Consider the following 17,309-nt stretch of genomic DNA (forward strand, 5'->3'; position numbering starts at 1 on the left):
TGACCTAAAAGGCCATTTTTCAATCTCATTCATACACATAAGCTGTGGATAATCTTGTGTACAAAAATATAGAAGAGGAAAATGTGAAATTTTTAAGGCTAAGATTTTATGCAGTAGTGTTTATTCTTCTAACAGTTCTTCCCAAGAGGTATAGGTTTCAGTCAATTCCTGTTTATGGGTGTCGAGTTGTGCCTGAATATTCTGAAGCGCTGTGTAATCCTGATAAATCTCAGGCAGGGTCATTTGTTCCTCCAGCCCTAAAATTTGTTCTTCCAGCGTTTTGATCTGGTTTTCCAATGCCTCCAGCTTGCGTTGACGGCTACGTTCCTCGCTTTTGGCTTGTTTGTCTGCCGCATAGGTGGCGGCGCGTGATTTGGATGTGGTCTCGTCTGTCACGGATGCAGAGGCAGCCGATGTTTTGCCACGTGTGGCCTGATTTGCCTCCAGAGCTTCCTGCGCAATTTCCTCTAACTCCTGCTTTTTGGCTACATAGTCATCATAATTCCCCAGGAAATGTTCTATCCCCCCAGGATGAAGCTCGATGACACGTTCCGCCATTTTGTTCAGGAAATAACGGTCATGGGAAATGAACAGCAGCGTACCGTCATAGTCCATCAAAGCAGCTTCCAGCACTTCCTTGCTAAACAGATCCAGATGGTTGGTAGGCTCATCTAGAATTAATACGTTGGCTTCGCGCAGCATGAGCTTGGCCAGAGAAACGCGGGCTTTTTCCCCTCCGCTTAATGCAGCTACCTTTTTTAGTACATCGTCACCGCTAAACAGGAAATTACCCAGCACTGTACGAATACGTGCTTCTTCCATATGAGGGTACTCGCTCCACAACTCCTCCAGTACGGTATTGGCGGGGTTCAGGTTCGTCTGCTCCTGGTCATACAGGCCGATTTTTATTTTCGTGCCCCAGTGGATGGAGCCAGCAGCAGGTTTAAGTGATCCGGTCAGACATTTGAGCAACGTCGATTTTCCGATCCCGTTCGGACCAATCAGTGCCACGGTATCACCACGTTTTAAGTCGAACGATGCGTGCTGGAATAAAGGCTTTTTACCTTCATATCCCACAGAGAGGTCACGTACCTCCAGTACTTCCTTACCTGACATATGGGCTGTTTCAAAGGAAAAATGAGCCTTTTTCAAGTCTCCCATGGGCCGATCCATACGCTCCATTTTATCTAGCTGCTTGCGCCGACTTTGAGCGCGTTTGGTTGTGGAAGCCCGCACGATATTACGTTGTACGAATGCTTCTAAACGGGCAATTTCTCCTTGCTGCTTTTCGTAATGTTTAAGATTCGTTTCGTACTCGGCGGCCTTCAGCTCCATGTAGCGGCTGTAGTTGCCTGTATATCGAGTAGAACGATGGCGTTCAATTTCAATAATCGTCGTTACCAGTCGGTCCAGAAAATAACGGTCATGTGATACAACCAGCAGAGAACCGGAGTAGCCGCGCAAATAGTCCTCCAACCAGGTCAGTGTTTGAATATCCAGATAGTTGGTAGGCTCATCGAGCATAAGGACATCTGGGGCGAGCAGTAGGATGCGCGCTAGCGCAAGCCGGGTTTTCTGTCCTCCGCTCAGAGTAGCTACAGGCGTCTCAGGTGCAAATGATCCAAAGCCCATACCGTGCAGCACGCTGCGAATACGGGTCTCCATTTCATAACCTCCGTGATCCTTGAACCAGTCTGAACGACGTGCATAGCGTTCCAGCAGATCTGCGTAGCGTTTTTCGTTTTGAGCATTGGCCAGGTCAGCGATGTCCTGTTCCATTTGCCGCAGTTCCCGTTCCGCTTCAATCAGAGGAGTGAACACCAGCATCATTTCTCCCCAGATAGACCGGTCAGAATTCAAACCGCTGTTTTGCGCCAGATAACCGATGCTGGTCTCCTTCGCCTTGAAAATTTGTCCACTGTCATAGGATATTTCACCAGCAATGATTTTGAGCAGGGTTGATTTGCCTGCACCGTTCACACCTACGAGTCCAATACGTTCACGTTCCAATATTTGAAGGTTAATCCCGTCCAGAACGGGCTCAATCCCATAAGATTTAGTAATTCCGGTTACTTGCAATAGCATAGCGTATCGTTCCTCCATTACATTTTGCACAGTTCTACCTGCTTTCTTCGCAGGTACCTTCCTTCCAGTTTACATGAAATTACCCACTATTGCACTGCTTTCACCCTGTAAACCCTTGAGCCGCGTGTAGTCAATTTGTATAAACAATGATAAACTTAAACGAGAAGTGAAAAAGAATGAAAAAAACTTGCAACGTACAGCACTTACTGACAAATGGGACAATAGTAACGTTTTAAAGATTATCGACGATTGTGCGGGAGGGCGGATGTGATGGATGTCTGTAATGTGAAGAACGCGCTGCGTTTGCAGCAACGGAAAGCGCGTGAATCCATGGACCCGCTGACAAGGCAGAAGGCATCAGCTGTGGCCTGTCGGCATGCAATCGAGGCATGGGAGCAGCTTAGAATAGACAGAAACGGAGATAAGCTAACATTATTTAGTTATCTCTCTTTTGGCAGCGAGATTTCGACGACTCCCCTCATTGAGCATTGCTGGTCACAGGGAGATCGTGTCCTTGCCCCAAGAGTGGATCCGGTAGCTCGGACTATGGAGGTGAGGGAGATGGATCAGTACGGAGATATTGTACCCGGCATCTGGAACATCCCTGAGCCTGCTTTGACATGCAAGGAATGGTCGCCTGAAATGTGGACGGGAATTGACTGGGTTGTTGTGCCCGGATTGGCCTTTGATCGTCGTGGGGGCAGGATCGGCTACGGCGGAGGCTATTATGACCGCTTTACCGTACAGGTAGAGGCAGAGAAGCGTAACAACAGCCACGTAGGTCCGCTGTATGTCTCGCTGCTGCTGCCGGGACAATTGCTGACACAGGTGCCCATGGAGCCAAGGGATTTGCGAGTGGACGTGCTGTTTACTCTGGATGGACGCTTAGATTGTGATTATTGACAAATGATGTATGAAGTAAAGTTGGGTATGTGAAAGGAGCTGTGAGGGAGTCGTGGATTCCTTTACTCATTTTAACGAACAGGGACGGGCTCGGATGGTAGATATTTCGGGTAAAACGTCTACGATTCGTACAGCAGTTGCCGTGACTCAGATTACGATGAATCCGGCTACATTGACGGCTGTAAAAGAAGGAAGAATCGGCAAGGGTGATGTTCTTGCTGTGGCCCAGGTCGCAGGGATTCAAGGCGCGAAAAAAACGTCAGACTGGATACCGATGTGTCATCCACTGGCCCTGACAGGCGTGAACATTACTTTTTCCGATAATGGACATGATGTGCTTCATATTGAAGTTGAAGTGAAGACCGAAGGTAAGACAGGTGTAGAAATGGAAGCTTTGACAGCGGCTTCAGCCGCAGCGTTAACCGTGTATGATATGTGCAAGGCGCTGCAAAAAGATATGATCATCGGCCCTACCATGCTGCAATCCAAAACAGGTGGCAAGCATGGGGATTTTCAAAGGGAGGACCACCGGGAACCTTGACATAGACAACATTGTCGCCGAGAGGGTACTGTGATGTGATGCAGGATGCAGCGTGGCTGTTTCTGATTTTCAGAAGAGAAAGTATTCTTTCATGATAGGAGAAGGGTGATCTTATGGTGTGGAAAACGGCGATCCTAACAGCCAGTGATAAAGGGGCAAGGGGAGAGCGTGAGGATACAAGCGCACAGGTCATCCGGGAACTCATCGAAGAAGAACTGGGCGGAGAGATTGTGGAATACCGGATCGTTCCCGATGAACCGGATGAAATTATTGCAGCTTTAATCGAAATGACCGATTATTTTCATGCAGACCTGGTACTAACTACGGGTGGAACCGAGCTGGCGATCCGTGATGTGACACCGGAGGCGACTAGGCGGGTTGTGGAACGGGAAGTGCCAGGCATGGCGGAAGCTATGAGAATGATCGTGATGCAGAAAAATCCAGCGGCTATGCTATTCCGTGGAATCGTGGGAATACGCGGACGTACACTGATCGTCAATTTACCAGGAACGCCCAAAGGTGTGCATGAAAATTTGGCAGCGATAATGGACCAACTTCCAGAAGCGTTGCTTATGGTGACAGGTCAGTTCCGGTAGAAGGCAGCACATCGTGTGTGGTATGATACCTATAAGAATTTATAAGGCCGTATACGGGCAAAGATGCTTATTTTGTCCGTCAACATAAGGAGGATTACTGCACATGCCCAATATTGGAGCACCGGGTTATATTTTGTTAATTATTCTGGCGCTGCTGCTATTTGGTCCGAACAAGCTGCCTGAGCTGGGTCGAGCTGTAGGGCGTACATTCCGTGAGTTTAAAAACGGGGCACGCGATATTTTATCAGAAGATGAACGGACTGAGCGTAAAGACAGCAAAGATAGTGTGGTCAAAGCATCACAAACGACGTCTTCAGAAGTTCAACCTCAGCCTGAGGATAAACGCTTGTCATAGATTTAGTGATCGATTCTTGATCTTGTACAATAAACAAAAGCCTCTTCTTCAGTGAAGGGCTTTATTTTTTAGGAGGCGCTGCTGCGTTCCGTTCAGAAAGGAGGAGTGGACTTGACCCCATCAGAGCATGAAATGCCGCTTATGGAACATCTGGGAGAGCTTCGCCGCAGAATGATCTATGTGCTAATTGTATTTGTATTGGCACTGGCTGGTGGTCTGTTCGCGGCGGGTTCTGTCTATGACTGGCTTATTCGCTCCGGTTCGGCGCGAGCTTTTCAGTTAAACGCGTTTTCCTTTTGGGACGGGATTGGTATCTACATGAAGATCGCCATGATCATCGGGATTGCGGTGGCGCTACCGTTTGCTTGCTACCAACTGTGGAAGTTTGTCAGCCCGGGCTTAAGACCGCAAGAACGGAGTGCGACTTTGCGGTATGTGCCTTATGTGCTGCTTTTGTTCATCATTGGGACAGCTTTTGCTTATTTCATTATTTTCCCAATGGCGATTCAGTTTACATCGTCGGTCACCAAAAGTATGGGATTACAGGAAACGTACGGAATCGCACAATATTTCACCTTTATGTTTAATATTGTACTGCCTGTAGCACTGCTGTTTGAGCTCCCCCTGCTTATCATGTTTCTGACGGGGATACATGTTTTAACACCAATGCGGCTTCGCAAATGGCGGAAGATTTCTTATTTTCTGCTTGTGTTCGTTGCGGTTGTCATTACCCCGCCGGACTTTATTTCCGATTTTTTGGTGGCGATTCCGTTGCTGGTGCTATATGAAGTGAGCGTGTATTTGTCTTCGGTCGTGTACCGCAGGCAGCTGCGTGCACAGGAGGAACGTGAGGCCCAATTGCGTGTAGCTTCGGAATAATAAGGCAGGACCTGAATGGCTCAGTAAACAATTAATTTGGGTCCGCTAGCTACATGGCAACTTGCAGATGATGAATGGCATTTGTATATCATGACTATTTATAGAGCATAACAGCAGCAGCTTAGCTGCCTTAAAAATAACCATTAGCCTTGGGTTAACGGTTATTTTTCAGATAGATGGATATAATCGGGAAGGGCTGTCCATAAAAATTCCCATAAAAAATACATTAGGGACTTGAAATTCAATCCCAAGTTGAGTATCATAAAGTTGGTTGTTAGCACTGACGACTGTCGAGTGCTAATACATACAACATAACAACCAAATTACAGGATAAAACACTTAATAAGGAGGCTATTTTTTCATGATCAAACCTTTGGGTGAACGCGTATTGGTGGAAGCAATTGAGCAAGAGACAACGACTTCCTTCGGGATCGTACTTCCTGACTCTGCCAAGGAAAAGCCGCAAGAAGGCAAAATTATCGCGGTTGGCGCAGGCGCATTGAAAGACGGTGCCCGTATTCCTCTGGAAGTAAAAGAAGGCGACCGTGTCATTTTCTCTAAATACGCTGGAACGGAAATCAAATATGAAGGTAAAGAATATTTGATTATGAAAGAAAGCGATATCCACGCGATTATCGGTTAACCGGAACCCGGACAAGACCTGAATATAGGAATTGAAACAAATCATTCATAATCCATAGGGAGGTTTATCACAAATGGCTAAAGATATTAAATTCAGTGAAGACGCTCGTCGCTCCATGCTGCGCGGGGTTGACGCATTGGCTAATGCTGTAAAAGTAACACTCGGACCGAAAGGCCGTAACGTTGTACTGGAGAAAAAATTCGGTAGCCCGCTCATCACCAATGACGGTGTAACGATTGCAAAAGAAATCGAGCTGGAAGACGCGTTCGAAAACATGGGCGCTCAACTGGTTAAAGAAGTAGCAACCAAAACGAACGATGTAGCAGGTGATGGTACGACTACTGCTACTGTTTTGGCTCAAGCCCTCATCACAGAAGGCCTGAAAAACGTAACTGCTGGCGCAAGCCCAATCGGTATCCGTAAAGGGATCGACAAAGCGGTTAAAGCGGCTGTCGCTGAACTGCAAGCCATCTCCAAACCAATCGAAAGCAAACAATCCATTGCTCAAGTAGCCGGTATTTCTGCTGCTGATGACGAAGTAGGCGAACTGATCGCTGAAGCTATGGAAAAAGTGGGCAAAGACGGTGTAATCACTGTTGAAGAATCCCGCGGTTTTGCAACAGAGCTGGAAGTGGTTGAAGGTATGCAATTTGACCGTGGCTACATTTCCCCGTACATGATTACAGATACGGACAAAATGGAAGCTGTACTGGACAATCCGTATATCCTGATCACAGACAAAAAAATCACAAACACACAAGAAATCCTGCCATTGCTTGAAAAAATCGTACAACAAGGCAAACCACTCGTTCTGATCGCTGAAGACATCGAAGGCGAAGCGCTGGCTATGCTCGTTGTTAACAAACTGCGTGGTACATTCAACGCTGTAGCTGTTAAAGCTCCAGGCTTTGGTGACCGTCGTAAAGCAATGCTGCAAGATATCGCTGCCCTGACAGGCGGTCAAGTGATTACAGAAGAACTGGGTCTGGACCTGAAAACAGCTTCCGTAGACCAACTGGGTACAGCACGTCAAGTGCGTATCACAAAAGAAAATACGATTGTGGTTGACGGTGCTGGAAACAAAGCCGACATCGACGCTCGTGTTAGCCAAATCCGTACGCAACTGGAAGAAACCACTTCCGAGTTCGACAAAGAGAAACTGCAAGAGCGTCTGGCTAAATTGTCCGGCGGCGTAGCAGTCATCAAAGTCGGTGCGGCTACTGAAACAGAATTGAAAGAACGCAAACTGCGCATCGAAGATGCCCTGAACGCAACCCGTGCTGCGGTTGAAGAAGGTATCGTATCCGGTGGTGGTGTAGCGCTTCTGAACGTATACAAAGCAGTTGCAGCTGTTGAACTGCAAGGCGACGAGCAAACAGGCGTGAACATCGTGTTGCGCGCTCTGGAAGCTCCAATCCGCACCATCGCTGCTAACGCTGGTGAAGAAGGCTCTGTAATCGTTGAGCGTCTGAAACGCGAAGAAGTTGGCGTAGGCTTTAACGCAGCTACTGGCGACTGGGTAAACATGATCGAAGCTGGTATCGTGGACCCTGCGAAAGTAACTCGTTATGCATTGCAAAACGCTGCTTCCGTAGCAGCAATGTTCCTGACTACCGAAGCGGTTATCGCTGACAAGCCAGAACCAGAAAAGGCTGCAATGCCTGACATGGGCGGCATGGGTGGAATGGGCGGCATGATGTAATAAAGCCGAAAATCCTTGCTGTAACAAGGGTTTGAGGTCGAAAACATTTTATTTGCCCATAATTTGCCCATAAAAGTTTTGATAATTAGAGGCTTTCCATTAGTTCGCTGAACTTTTGGGAAGCCTCTTTTTTCTTTGGCTTAGTTACGTGAAGGTAAACATGCTTTGTCGTATCATCGTCTTTATGACCCAATCTGTCCATAATTTCTTGTAGACCGACTCCAGCTTCTGCAAGCAATGATGTATGAGTATGTCGGAGTGAGTGCGGAGTCAAATTTTCATTTAGGTCTGCGAGCTTTAACAATCGAGCCATCCTAATTTGGATAACCTTAATTAATTCAGGATATCCTGGATTCTTTTTGGTTTTAGCGAAAACAAAGTCTTTGTTATGATAGGTGTCTAGGTTGGAAAGTTGGATTGATTTCTGAACCTCTTGGTAACTCTTTAGCTCTTCCAGGAGAGTTACATCTAATTCGATTGTTCTTCTTGCACTCTTTGTTTTAGGGGTTAACAACGTATACTCTGTAGTTTTGTTAATCGGATTGTAGTATGTTTTTGAAATAGAAAGGGTATGTTCCTCAAAATCAATATCTGCCCATTTCAAAGCACATAATTCACCGATACGCATACCTGTGTAAGCAAGAGTTTTGAATATGAGGTAATCACGATCCAAACCCTTGTCTTTGGCGGTTTTTAAAAATAGAGCTAATTCTTCTTTCTCTAAATATTTTACCGTGGCTTCTTCCTTCTCTAATTCCTCAACTGTTTTCTGCACCTTCGGTACATGTGCGTATTGAGTAGGATCAATTTTAATTACATCCATTTCCGCAGCTTTTTTGAAAATCATTCTTCCTGTACGGTGTATGCCATCAAGAGTATTATCTGCAAACCCCTTTGTTTCTTTTAAATCATTAAGCGCATTCTGATATCTTTTTTTGGTTATATCTTTCATGCGTAACTTAGCAAAGTAAGGTGACAGTTTATCTATTTCATGCTCTCGAACCCTAACCGTGCTTATTTTAACCTTCCCGGTTGCTTTATACATAGATAGCCATTCTCTTGAAAATTCCTCAAAGGTTGAGTTATTTTCTTTCACGTACGTGCCTTCTTTGAGTTCAGCGTATAGTTTAGCTGCTGCAAGTTCCGCCTCGCGTTTTGTCTTAAACCCATTCCGTTCCACATAATCATATTTTCCTGTTTTCGGATTTTTTCCCGCACTCAAGCGGAAAGACCATGTGGCCCCACAAGTACATTTTTTTTGGGTTTCAGGGCATGTACAGCCCCTTCTTCTAAAAGAACCTGGCATAATTAGAAAGCCTCCCTAGAACGTATGTTCTGTTTTTTTTAAAATTAAAACCGCTTTGGAAGCGGTTATTATACTAATTGCTTAGCTAAAAAGGTAAAGTAAAAGAATCATCTGAAGAGTTCGGCTTAGACTGTTGATTATTCTTTTCCCAGCTTTGAAGTAACCCACTTTCGTAAAACGTAGAAGTTGACCCGCATTTAGTGCAAAATCTAGAATCTCCATCTAGATATTCACCACAACCTTGCTCTAAGTCATGCCATGATCCATTAAATGGATTCTCTATATCTGAACCAGAAAAGCCTGTACATTTATTTACTAAGTAAGTCCCACAAATCTGACAATATTCACCTACTACACTCTCATTGTTGCACCTAGGGCATTGACAGGCTCTATTCAATTCATCAAGTTCAATTTTAGTATAAATCATCGTAACGCTTCCTTTCCCTCTTGCTAGGTTATTGCCTCCGCATGTTGGGCAAAAACTTACATCTTTTTGAACAAAATAATGATTACAATTTAAACATTGAGTGCCATACTTGTATTCCCAAATAAAGTTCTTAAAGAATGCCGACCAAGTTTTAGAGGTGTAGTTTCTGCCCATTTCAATCCCTCTGTTTAGAAAATTTAAAACATTGGAGGCTGCTTCAAAAGATATTTGGCATAACTCAGACAGAATTGAGGCGTCCAGCCTTCCTAATGCTGAAATTACCTTAGGTGGGGCTAATAATGTTCTAGCAAAACAGTTTGCTTCACTTTCAAATGCTATATATTCTTTTTTTGTTAATGAATTTCTTGCTATTATGGTTTTAGCTGATATCTCATTATGCTTTAATATAAAGTGACCTAGTTCATGAGCAATTGTCCACCTAACTCTCCCCACATTGTCCACCGTATCATTGTATAGAATTAAGTATTGATGTTTTGATTTTTGGTAATAGCAACAACCCTCATTACTATCAGCAAAATCACATACATCCTCAATAGTCATACCGTATTTTACGCTAAACCATGTATAGGTCTTAATTCTAAAGTTAGGGAATTTCTTGCTGAGAAGTTTAACCTTTACTGGAAGTGAGGTTATTTTCTTTGTTTTCAAAAGTTCATAAGCTGCATTCTCAGCTCGATTGTAGTTAGCTTTATATATTGTCGTCATCTTCATCGTCTTCATCAAACGCATCCTCAAAAGCTGCTTCGAGAATTGTAATAGCTTTTTTTCTATCTTTCGGGCTTACCTTTCTTGCAAATCTTTCTATTTTGTAGTAATCGTCATTTATATTATCCGGTTCGCTCTCTTCTTGTTTAACTGTTTCTTCAAGATCACCTAATAAATACTCAGGTTTAACACTAAGAATATTTGCTAATTTACGAGCCATATTGGGACTTAAGTTTCGTTTTCCTCTTTCAATATCGTAATAATACTGCGCTGAAATACCAAGTTTTTCTGCTATTTCTGTGCCACTTAGGTCTCTTTCCCTTCGGATTTTCCTTATTCGAGTGGACTCCATTTTTAATCACCTTTCATCTATTTGCTGATTACATGATATCAATTTAAGCTTAAAAACTCAATGTTCGTTTAGCTTAATTATGCTTAATTATTAAGCTTAATTAAGAAATATGGAGTTATACCGAGCTATTTCCTATTATTTAATAGAAAATAGTCGTTTTTGCACGTTTTTGCTTGTTGTAAATGTATATTTTTAAGCTTAATATTTAAGCAGAAAGGAGGCGGCTAACATGCATTTCTCAAGTACGATAAAGGAGGCTTTGAAATACAAAGGTTTCTCAGCTTCTGATCTTGCAAGATTAACTGGTTATACCCCTCAATATATCCATGATCTACTCGCAGGTAATCGGCGCTGGAATGAGACTACAATTTCCAAAGCGTGTAATGTGCTTGAACTTGAAATCAAGTTTATACAGAAAAAAGCTCAATAATTTAGAGGATTTTTTTTCAGTGAAGCTGATTGCAAAATAAGATCAGCCTATAAATTACGAAAGAGGGAGAGCTATTTGAATAAATTAGTGTTCATCGAAAATGGAAAGATGGTAACAGACAGCCTGATTGTGGCTCAGGTATTCGGAAAAGAACATAAGCACGTTATCCGTGATATCAACAATATGGAATGTAGTGTTGAGTTTAGAGAGTCCAATTTTGGACTGACGTCTTATCAGTCCGCTCAGAACAAGGCTTTACCAAAATATATCCTTACTCAAGATGGCTTTTCCTTCTTGGCAATGGGGTATACAGGAAAAGAAGCAGCACGCTTTAAAGAAATGTATATTGGTGAGTTCAACCGTATGCGGAATGAATTGACTCTCAATACTCAACAATTATCACCAGAATTACAAATGTTCAGTCAGATTTTTAATTCGGTGGCTCGGATGGAATTAGAGCAATCGAAATTACAGAGTGATGTAACCGCCGTGAAGAAGCAACTTGATAATCAAGCTGAAATCTTAGCTCTTAATCCCACAGAGTGGAGAAAGAAAGTAACGTCTCTGCTTAACGGCATCGCCAAAGAACGCGGAGGATATGACGCACATCGGGACGTACGGAATGAAAGCTACGAATTGCTGGAAGCGAGGGCCAAATGCGATTTATCTACACGTTTGACTAATAAGCGTAGACGGATGTTGGAAGAAGGTACTTCAAAGTCAAGAGTGGACAAGGTTAACCGGATGGATGTTATTGCAGAAGATGCTCGACTTACAGAAGTATATCTTGCCATTGTTAAAGAAATGGCAATTCGGACTGGATCCGATTGGGATTTTCTACAATGAGTATCGCCAATCAATTACCACCGCACTTGACCGCCAAACATATAGCTGCATTCACGAGTATTTCTAAACGAAGAGTATATACCCTTATGACGACACATCCGAATCACGGAGGCATTCCAAGTTTTCGAGTTGGCTCAAAATCTATTCTTGCTGATCGTGCTGAATTTCTCCAGTGGTGGGAACTGACAAAATCGGAGGGTAGAACATTCAAGGATTAGAAAAGGAGGTGAATAACTTGCCATTACAAACATCTCGCCATTTCGCCAGCGTGTGCGCCTTTTATTTGGATTGTGAAGCAAAAGCACGCCGTAATAAACGTTTCAGACTTATTAAACATTACCGTAAGCAGTACCGTAAATATCGCGGCCTTTTGTACAAAGCGGTATACGAAAAGAACCCAACAGGGGTAGGAGCCTGAGGGGTTCAGCACAAAAAACTATTAGGTGGCTTCATTATAACATGAAGCTGAAAGGATGAAAACATGAAGGCGACTGGAATTGTAAGACGCATTGATGATTTGGGCCGTGTTGTTATTCCCAAAGAGATTAGAAGGGTACTCAGTATTGAGGCGGGTGACCCACTGGAGATTTTTACAGATGGTAATTATGTAAGCTTTCGCAAGTATGCGCCTGGATGCTCTCTTTGTGGTCTTTCAGGTAGAAAGCTTGTCAAGTTGTATCCAGAAAAGCTGGTCTGCACCGGATGTGTGGACCTCATTACGAGAGAGCAAGACAAGCTTCATAGTTCGGCGCTGCCTGCTGAGGAATACGGATTTTAATTTTATATCAATTAGGAGGACTTATACATGCCTGTTCAAATTAACATTACTGGCGAAGACGCCAACCAAGCCATTAAGGAATTTTCCGTTTTATCTGCTGCTTTTATTGGTACTCAGACTCCGGCTGCTGCTCCGGTTCAACCTACACCACAAGAGGAAAAGCCAAAACGCAGTCGTGCCACAACGTCGAAGCCAGAGGAAGAACCAAAGCCGGACAAGGTGAGTGAAGATGTGCAAAAAGATGCTAAGGGCGATGATCAGCCTACCGTAAAACTGGAAGAAGTCCGGGCCAAGGCTGCGGAGCTGTCAAAAGCAGGTAAACAGGCCGGAGTGAAAGAGGTAATTAACAGCTTCGATGTTCCTAACCTTTCTAAAATTCCGAAAGACAAACTGGCAGAAGCGCTGGAGAAATTGACGGCGCTTGAGGAAGCAGAATGACCGCAGGGCATGCAAACCGTGCCCATGCAAAACTGTCCGCATCTGGCTCTAAGCGTTGGCTGACCTGTACGCCGAGCGCCAAGCTTGAACAGCAGTTTGAAGAGGCTACCAGCACGTTTGCCGAAGAGGGCACAGCGGCGCATGAGCTAGCAGAACTGCACCTAACTAAGTATCTAACCGCCATGAGTCCTGTTCAGCATAAGAAGGCGCTGGACAAGCTCAAGGAAGGGCCGTACTACTCGCAGGAAATGGAGGATTACGTACATGAGTACGTGACCATTGTTTTGGAGCGGGTAGCCGAAGCACGGAAGCGGTCCCGTGACGCTGAAATTTTGCTGGAGCAACGTTTGGATTTTAGCGCATGGGTACCGGATGGTTTTGGTACAGGTGACGTGTTGATTATTGCTGACGGCACTATGGAAGTAATCGACCTGAAATATGGCAAGGGTGTACCTGTATCAGCGGGGGGCAACAGTCAGATGCGGCTGTATGGTCTTGGTGCATTGGATACGTTCGGCTTCCTTTACGACATTCAAGGGGTACGCATGACCATTGTTCAACCCCGTCTGGATAGTGTATCGACCGAAGAGATGTACGCAGACGAACTGGTGGCCTGGGGGGATATGCATGTTAAGCCCTTGGCTGATATGGCCGCTGCGGGTGAAGGGGAGTATGCCGCAGGTGACCATTGCAAGTTCTGCCGTGCCCGATTCAACTGCCGGGCGCGAGCAGAGGCAAATTTGGAGCTGGCAAAACATGAATTTACCGACCCTGCTTTACTTTCTCATGAAGAGATTGGCAGCATATTGAAACAGGCTGATGACCTGAAAGCCTGGGCTACAGACGTACAAGGTTATGCCTTGGAGCAGGCGGAGAAGCATGGTGCCAAGTTCCCTGGCTGGAAGTTGGTTGAAGGAAGAAGCAACCGGAAATATGCCGATCCTGTGGCAATTCAGGACAAGGTGGTATCCGCTGGGTACGATCTGGACGTTATTGCCCCGCGCTCATTGCTTGGCCTGACAGCAATGGAGAAGATCACAGGCAAGAAACAGTTTGCGGTCCTTGCGGACGGCCTTATTATCAAGCCTGCTGGTAAGCCGACGCTGGTTCAAGAATCGGACAAACGGCCTGAGTTGTCTTCGGCAGCATCGGCGGTAGCAGATTTTACAGATGAATGATCAATGGGGTATCTGGAGCTGTTGGTCGAAAAAATTTTGTTTCGGTATTTCCGCGCCGTCAGCCAAGGTTGCCCGGAAAGAACTGTATAAGAAGATCGGCAAAGACGCTTACAAATGGCGTTTTGAAGCCAGAAAAAATAAAACCAATCATGAAGGAGAAATGCAAAATGACTACAACTAACAACGATACAAAGGTAGTAACAGGAAAGGTTCGTCTCTCTTACGTTCATGTCTTTGAACCTAATGCTATTGATGGTGGAGAGCCAAAATACAGCAGTTCCATTCTCATTCCAAAGTCCGATAAGGTCACTTTGAAGAAGATCAAAGCTGCTATTGCAGCTGCAACAGAGGCGGGAAAAAGTAAATGGGGTGGTAAGGTTCCAGCGAACCTGAAAACACCGCTTCGGGATGGTGACGAGGAACGGGAAGACGATCCGGCATACGCTGGTCATTACTTCCTGAATGCCTCCAGCAAAAATAAACCCGGAATTATTGACCTGGACAAGATCGAGATTACCGATTCTACGGAAGTATACAGTGGTTGCTATGCCCGTGTAAGTCTCAACTTCTATGCCTTCAATACGAACGGTAACAAAGGTATTGCAGCCGGATTGAACAATCTACAAAAGGTAGCCGATGGGGAATACCTGGGTGGTCGTTCCCGTGCGGAAGACGATTTTGACGACGACTTTGAGGATGAAGATAGTTTCTTGGATTAAAGCAGTTCTGACGTGATGGTAAGGGGATTCTTTGGGTCCCCTTTTTCTTTACCAAAAATTCAGGAGGTTTTCATATGAGTATACAATATTTGGTTAAAAAGGCGCATGAGAACGCAGTAAATAAAGGTTGGTATGAAGAACCTCGCAGCTTTGGTGACGTGATTGCTTTAACCCATGCAGAGCTGTCGGAAGCTTTAGAGGATTACCGGGATGGGCGCGGCTTGAAAGAAATTTATTACGAGGGGGAAAAACCATGTGGCATTCCAATTGAACTGGCTGATACATTGTTGCGTATATTCGACTTCTGCGGCCATGTCGGAATTGACCTCGAAGCAGCTCTTGCTGAAAAGATGGCTTACAACGAATCACGGCCACACAAACATGGCGGCAAGGTGATTTAATGGTGGATGTTTTATCAATTGACCTTGAGACATTCAGTAGTGTGAATATTAAGGATTCAGGTGTTTACCCCTATGTTAAATCACCGGACTTTGAAATATTGCTTTTTGCTTATGCATTCAACCAAGAGCCTGTTAGGGTTCTGGACCTAACTGACTTTGAGGATATTCCGGCAGATGTTCAGGAGGCACTTTCTGATTCGGGTGTACTCAAGACAGCTTTCAATGCTGGCTTTGAACGCACGGCATTGGCGAAACATTTTAACCAGCCAATGCCCCCAGAACAATGGCAATGCTCAGCGGTGCTTGCTCTTACGCTTGGTTTGCCTGGCTCTTTGGATCAGGTCGCCAAGGCGCTCAAGTTACAGGAGCAAAAGGACAGCGCAGGCAAGGCCTTAATCAAGTATTTCAGCACCCCATGCAAGCCGACGAAGGTTAACGGTGGGCGAACCCGTAACATGCCCTGGCATGCACCGGAGAAGTGGCAACAGTATAAGGATTATTGTGGTCAGGACGTGGAAACGGAACGAGATTTACGCCGCAGGCTGATTGCCCGCAAACCTTCCGAATTTGAACAGCAGTTATGGGCGTTGGATCAACGGATTAATGACGGCGGTATTCAGATTAACCCGGAATTGGTACAGCATGCAATAGCTTGTGATGAAGCGTTTCAAGCCCGGAAATTGGCAGAGGCCGCAGAAATTACGGGCTTGGATAATCCCAAAAGTGTAGCCCAGCTCAAGGGCTGGTTGGAGGTTCAGGGATTGACTGTAGGTGGTCTGACCAAAGACAGCATTCCGGTTCTGATCGAGCAAGCGGACGAATTAGGATTGGCTGACGCAAAGGCCGTACTAAAGTTGCGTCAAGAGACTTCCAAAACGTCAGTTAAGAAGTATGAGGCCATGCAACGGGCACGTTGTACTGATAATCGGGTACGCGGATTACTTCAATTCTATGGCGCGAACCGGACAGGCCGTTGGGCTGGTCGCTTGGTGCAAGTTCAGAACCTACCGCAGAACAAACTGACCGATTTGGATTTGGCGCGGACTTTACTGCTGGAGGGTGAATACGAATTACTGGAGCTGCTATACGCCAGTGTTCCAGGGGTCCTTAGTCAGCTTGTCCGTACTGCGTTCATACCTTCACCGGGTTGTCGCTTCATCGTTTCTGACTTTAGCGCCATTGAAGCACGGGTAATTGCTTGGCTGGCGAAAGAGGAATGGCGCATGGAGGTATTCAGGACGCACGGGAAGATATATGAAGCTTCTGCTTCTCAGATGTTCAAAGTTCCGATTGAAGAGATTGGGAAGGGTAACCCGCTGCGACAGAAAGGCAAGATTGCGGAGCTGGCTTTGGGGTACGGCGGCAGCGTAGGGGCTTTGGAACAAATGGGTGCGCTCAAGATGGGGCTGGAGTCGGACGAGCTGAAACCGCTGGTTAATGCCTGGCGCAAAGCCAATAAGAAAATCACAAAGCTGTGGTGGGATGTGGACGCGGCGGCAATGGCTGCTGTCGAAGAGCATCGGCGCGTTGAGCTGCAATACGGCCTTACGTTCTTTATGGAAGATGGCTCTTTGTTCATTCAACTTCCGTCCGGACGGCGTTTAGCGTATGTGAATCCGCAGATTAAACCCGGTAAATTTGATAAGCCAGCACTGACATATGAGGGCATGGATCAGGTCAAAAAGATTTGGACCCGCATTGATACCTACGGGCCCAAACTGGTGGAGAACATTGTTCAAGCGATCAGCCGGGACTGCTTGGCGGAATCTCTCATAAAGCTGGATGATGCCGGATACAAGACTGTTATGCACGTTCACGATGAAGCTGTTCTGGATGTACCGGGTGAATATAGCCCTAATGGTAGTTTTGATTTGGACCAAGTGGTGGAAATCATGGGTCAGCCGATTCCATGGGCCCCGGGGCTGCCCCTCAGAGCTGATGGGTACGAGACTGCTTATTATAGAAAGGATTGATAGATTTTGATCGACTAATTTAATAGTAAAG

The 17,309-nt window shown here is 45.3% G+C and carries 21 protein-coding genes; 17 read left to right on the plus strand and 4 right to left on the minus strand.

What is annotated here, in order from left to right:
• Positions 1-120: 120 nt before the first annotated feature.
• A complete protein-coding gene (locus tag T3H97_RS06130) occupies positions 121-2,085 on the minus strand; it encodes an ABC-F family ATP-binding cassette domain-containing protein (protein WP_328802787.1) in 1,965 nt (654 codons plus the stop codon).
• Positions 2,086-2,355: 270 nt separating this feature from the next.
• On the opposite strand from T3H97_RS06130, the gene T3H97_RS06135 reads away from it, so the two are divergent.
• The 7 genes from T3H97_RS06135 (at position 2,356) to groL (ending at position 7,704) form a co-directional block, all read left to right on the plus strand.
• Positions 2,356-2,988: a 5-formyltetrahydrofolate cyclo-ligase gene (locus T3H97_RS06135; RefSeq protein WP_328802788.1), complete on the plus strand. Its 633-nt coding sequence runs from the start codon at positions 2,356-2,358 to the stop codon at positions 2,986-2,988.
• A gap of 52 nt (positions 2,989-3,040) precedes the next feature.
• Positions 3,041-3,529: a cyclic pyranopterin monophosphate synthase MoaC gene (moaC, locus tag T3H97_RS06140; protein ID WP_013309211.1), complete on the plus strand. Its 489-nt coding sequence runs from the start codon at positions 3,041-3,043 to the stop codon at positions 3,527-3,529.
• 113 nt (positions 3,530-3,642) lie between these two features.
• Positions 3,643-4,125 carry a MogA/MoaB family molybdenum cofactor biosynthesis protein gene (locus T3H97_RS06145; RefSeq protein WP_013309212.1) on the plus strand — a complete coding sequence of 161 codons (483 nt, stop codon included), beginning with the start codon at positions 3,643-3,645 and terminating at the stop codon, positions 4,123-4,125.
• 103 nt (positions 4,126-4,228) lie between these two features.
• Positions 4,229-4,480, plus strand: coding sequence for a twin-arginine translocase TatA/TatE family subunit (locus tag T3H97_RS06150; RefSeq protein WP_013309213.1), 252 nt, complete (start codon positions 4,229-4,231; stop codon positions 4,478-4,480).
• A gap of 111 nt (positions 4,481-4,591) precedes the next feature.
• A complete protein-coding gene (gene tatC / locus T3H97_RS06155) occupies positions 4,592-5,359 on the plus strand; it encodes a twin-arginine translocase subunit TatC (RefSeq protein ID WP_328801991.1) in 768 nt (255 codons plus the stop codon).
• Between the two features lie 361 nt (positions 5,360-5,720).
• Complete coding sequence (gene groES, locus T3H97_RS06160) at positions 5,721-6,002, plus strand: co-chaperone GroES (protein ID WP_007429271.1); 282 nt, start codon at positions 5,721-5,723, stop codon at positions 6,000-6,002.
• A 73-nt stretch (positions 6,003-6,075) separates the two neighbouring features.
• Positions 6,076-7,704, plus strand: a complete 1,629-nt coding sequence (gene groL, locus T3H97_RS06165) for a chaperonin GroEL (protein WP_013369880.1) — start codon at positions 6,076-6,078, stop codon at positions 7,702-7,704.
• Positions 7,705-7,789: 85 nt separating this feature from the next.
• Here the strand turns inward: groL and T3H97_RS06170 are convergent, their stop codons facing one another.
• The 3 genes from T3H97_RS06170 to T3H97_RS06180 all read right to left on the minus strand — a co-directional run bounded on the left by T3H97_RS06170 (position 7,790) and on the right by T3H97_RS06180 (position 10,515).
• Positions 7,790-9,010 (minus strand): site-specific integrase, encoded by a 1,221-nt coding sequence (locus tag T3H97_RS06170; RefSeq protein ID WP_328801992.1) that lies wholly within the window; start codon positions 9,008-9,010, stop codon positions 7,790-7,792.
• A gap of 85 nt (positions 9,011-9,095) precedes the next feature.
• Positions 9,096-10,178 (minus strand): ImmA/IrrE family metallo-endopeptidase, encoded by a 1,083-nt coding sequence (locus T3H97_RS06175; protein WP_328801993.1) that lies wholly within the window; start codon positions 10,176-10,178, stop codon positions 9,096-9,098.
• Positions 10,147-10,515, minus strand: coding sequence for a helix-turn-helix domain-containing protein (locus tag T3H97_RS06180; RefSeq protein WP_328801994.1), 369 nt, complete (start codon positions 10,513-10,515; stop codon positions 10,147-10,149). The genes T3H97_RS06175 and T3H97_RS06180 overlap by 32 nt, the downstream gene beginning before the upstream one ends.
• 229 nt (positions 10,516-10,744) lie before the next feature.
• On the opposite strand from T3H97_RS06180, the gene T3H97_RS06185 reads away from it, so the two are divergent.
• The 10 genes from T3H97_RS06185 to T3H97_RS06230 all read left to right on the plus strand — a co-directional run bounded on the left by T3H97_RS06185 (position 10,745) and on the right by T3H97_RS06230 (position 17,278).
• A complete protein-coding gene (locus T3H97_RS06185; RefSeq protein ID WP_328801995.1) occupies positions 10,745-10,945 on the plus strand; it encodes a helix-turn-helix domain-containing protein in 201 nt (66 codons plus the stop codon).
• Between the two features lie 75 nt (positions 10,946-11,020).
• On the plus strand, positions 11,021-11,791 hold the full coding sequence (locus T3H97_RS06190) for a Rha family transcriptional regulator (RefSeq protein WP_328801996.1): 771 nt from the start codon (positions 11,021-11,023) through the stop codon (positions 11,789-11,791).
• A 235-nt stretch (positions 11,792-12,026) separates the two neighbouring features.
• Positions 12,027-12,209: a hypothetical protein gene (locus tag T3H97_RS06195; protein ID WP_328801997.1), complete on the plus strand. Its 183-nt coding sequence runs from the start codon at positions 12,027-12,029 to the stop codon at positions 12,207-12,209.
• Positions 12,210-12,272: 63 nt separating this feature from the next.
• The gene (locus T3H97_RS06200) at positions 12,273-12,569 is read left to right on the plus strand and encodes an AbrB/MazE/SpoVT family DNA-binding domain-containing protein (protein WP_328801998.1); all 297 of its coding nucleotides are present in this window, start codon (positions 12,273-12,275) and stop codon (positions 12,567-12,569) included.
• Positions 12,570-12,596: 27 nt separating this feature from the next.
• Positions 12,597-13,007 carry a hypothetical protein gene (locus tag T3H97_RS06205; protein WP_328801999.1) on the plus strand — a complete coding sequence of 137 codons (411 nt, stop codon included), beginning with the start codon at positions 12,597-12,599 and terminating at the stop codon, positions 13,005-13,007.
• Positions 13,004-14,185, plus strand: coding sequence for a DUF2800 domain-containing protein (locus T3H97_RS06210; protein WP_328802000.1), 1,182 nt, complete (start codon positions 13,004-13,006; stop codon positions 14,183-14,185). Before T3H97_RS06205 ends, T3H97_RS06210 begins: the two co-directional genes overlap by 4 nt.
• A complete protein-coding gene (locus T3H97_RS06215; RefSeq protein WP_328802001.1) occupies positions 14,178-14,366 on the plus strand; it encodes a hypothetical protein in 189 nt (62 codons plus the stop codon). The genes T3H97_RS06210 and T3H97_RS06215 overlap by 8 nt, the downstream gene beginning before the upstream one ends.
• Complete coding sequence (locus T3H97_RS06220; protein ID WP_328802002.1) at positions 14,353-14,904, plus strand: DUF2815 family protein; 552 nt, start codon at positions 14,353-14,355, stop codon at positions 14,902-14,904. The genes T3H97_RS06215 and T3H97_RS06220 overlap by 14 nt, the downstream gene beginning before the upstream one ends.
• Positions 14,905-14,978: 74 nt before the next feature.
• Positions 14,979-15,305 carry a nucleoside triphosphate pyrophosphohydrolase family protein gene (locus tag T3H97_RS06225; RefSeq protein WP_328802003.1) on the plus strand — a complete coding sequence of 109 codons (327 nt, stop codon included), beginning with the start codon at positions 14,979-14,981 and terminating at the stop codon, positions 15,303-15,305.
• A 2-nt stretch (positions 15,306-15,307) separates the two neighbouring features.
• The gene (locus T3H97_RS06230) at positions 15,308-17,278 is read left to right on the plus strand and encodes a DNA polymerase (protein WP_328802789.1); all 1,971 of its coding nucleotides are present in this window, start codon (positions 15,308-15,310) and stop codon (positions 17,276-17,278) included.
• Positions 17,279-17,309 lie beyond the last annotated feature (31 nt).

Source organism: Paenibacillus sp. LX16 (assembly GCF_036252815.1).
GTDB classification, from domain to species: domain Bacteria; phylum Bacillota; class Bacilli; order Paenibacillales; family Paenibacillaceae; genus Paenibacillus; species Paenibacillus polymyxa_B.

Bases quoted from the DNA above. Each gene is read 5' to 3' on its own strand.
- T3H97_RS06130 (WP_328802787.1), bottom strand. From the start codon at position 2,085: ATGCTATTGCAAGTAACCGGAATTACTAAATCTTATGGGATTGAGCCC.
- T3H97_RS06135 (WP_328802788.1), top strand. From the start codon at position 2,356: ATGGATGTCTGTAATGTGAAGAACGCGCTGCGTTTGCAGCAACGGAAA.
- T3H97_RS06145 (WP_013309212.1), top strand. From the start codon at position 3,643: ATGGTGTGGAAAACGGCGATCCTAACAGCCAGTGATAAAGGGGCAAGG.
- T3H97_RS06150 (WP_013309213.1), top strand. From the start codon at position 4,229: ATGCCCAATATTGGAGCACCGGGTTATATTTTGTTAATTATTCTGGCG.
- groES (WP_007429271.1), top strand. From the start codon at position 5,721: ATGATCAAACCTTTGGGTGAACGCGTATTGGTGGAAGCAATTGAGCAA.
- groL (WP_013369880.1), top strand. From the start codon at position 6,076: ATGGCTAAAGATATTAAATTCAGTGAAGACGCTCGTCGCTCCATGCTG.
- T3H97_RS06170 (WP_328801992.1), bottom strand. From the start codon at position 9,010: ATGCCAGGTTCTTTTAGAAGAAGGGGCTGTACATGCCCTGAAACCCAA.
- T3H97_RS06175 (WP_328801993.1), bottom strand. From the start codon at position 10,178: ATGAAGACGATGAAGATGACGACAATATATAAAGCTAACTACAATCGA.
- T3H97_RS06180 (WP_328801994.1), bottom strand. From the start codon at position 10,515: ATGGAGTCCACTCGAATAAGGAAAATCCGAAGGGAAAGAGACCTAAGT.
- T3H97_RS06185 (WP_328801995.1), top strand. From the start codon at position 10,745: ATGCATTTCTCAAGTACGATAAAGGAGGCTTTGAAATACAAAGGTTTC.
- T3H97_RS06200 (WP_328801998.1), top strand. From the start codon at position 12,273: ATGAAGGCGACTGGAATTGTAAGACGCATTGATGATTTGGGCCGTGTT.
- T3H97_RS06205 (WP_328801999.1), top strand. From the start codon at position 12,597: ATGCCTGTTCAAATTAACATTACTGGCGAAGACGCCAACCAAGCCATT.
- T3H97_RS06210 (WP_328802000.1), top strand. From the start codon at position 13,004: ATGACCGCAGGGCATGCAAACCGTGCCCATGCAAAACTGTCCGCATCT.
- T3H97_RS06215 (WP_328802001.1), top strand. From the start codon at position 14,178: ATGAATGATCAATGGGGTATCTGGAGCTGTTGGTCGAAAAAATTTTGT.
- T3H97_RS06220 (WP_328802002.1), top strand. From the start codon at position 14,353: ATGACTACAACTAACAACGATACAAAGGTAGTAACAGGAAAGGTTCGT.
- T3H97_RS06225 (WP_328802003.1), top strand. From the start codon at position 14,979: ATGAGTATACAATATTTGGTTAAAAAGGCGCATGAGAACGCAGTAAAT.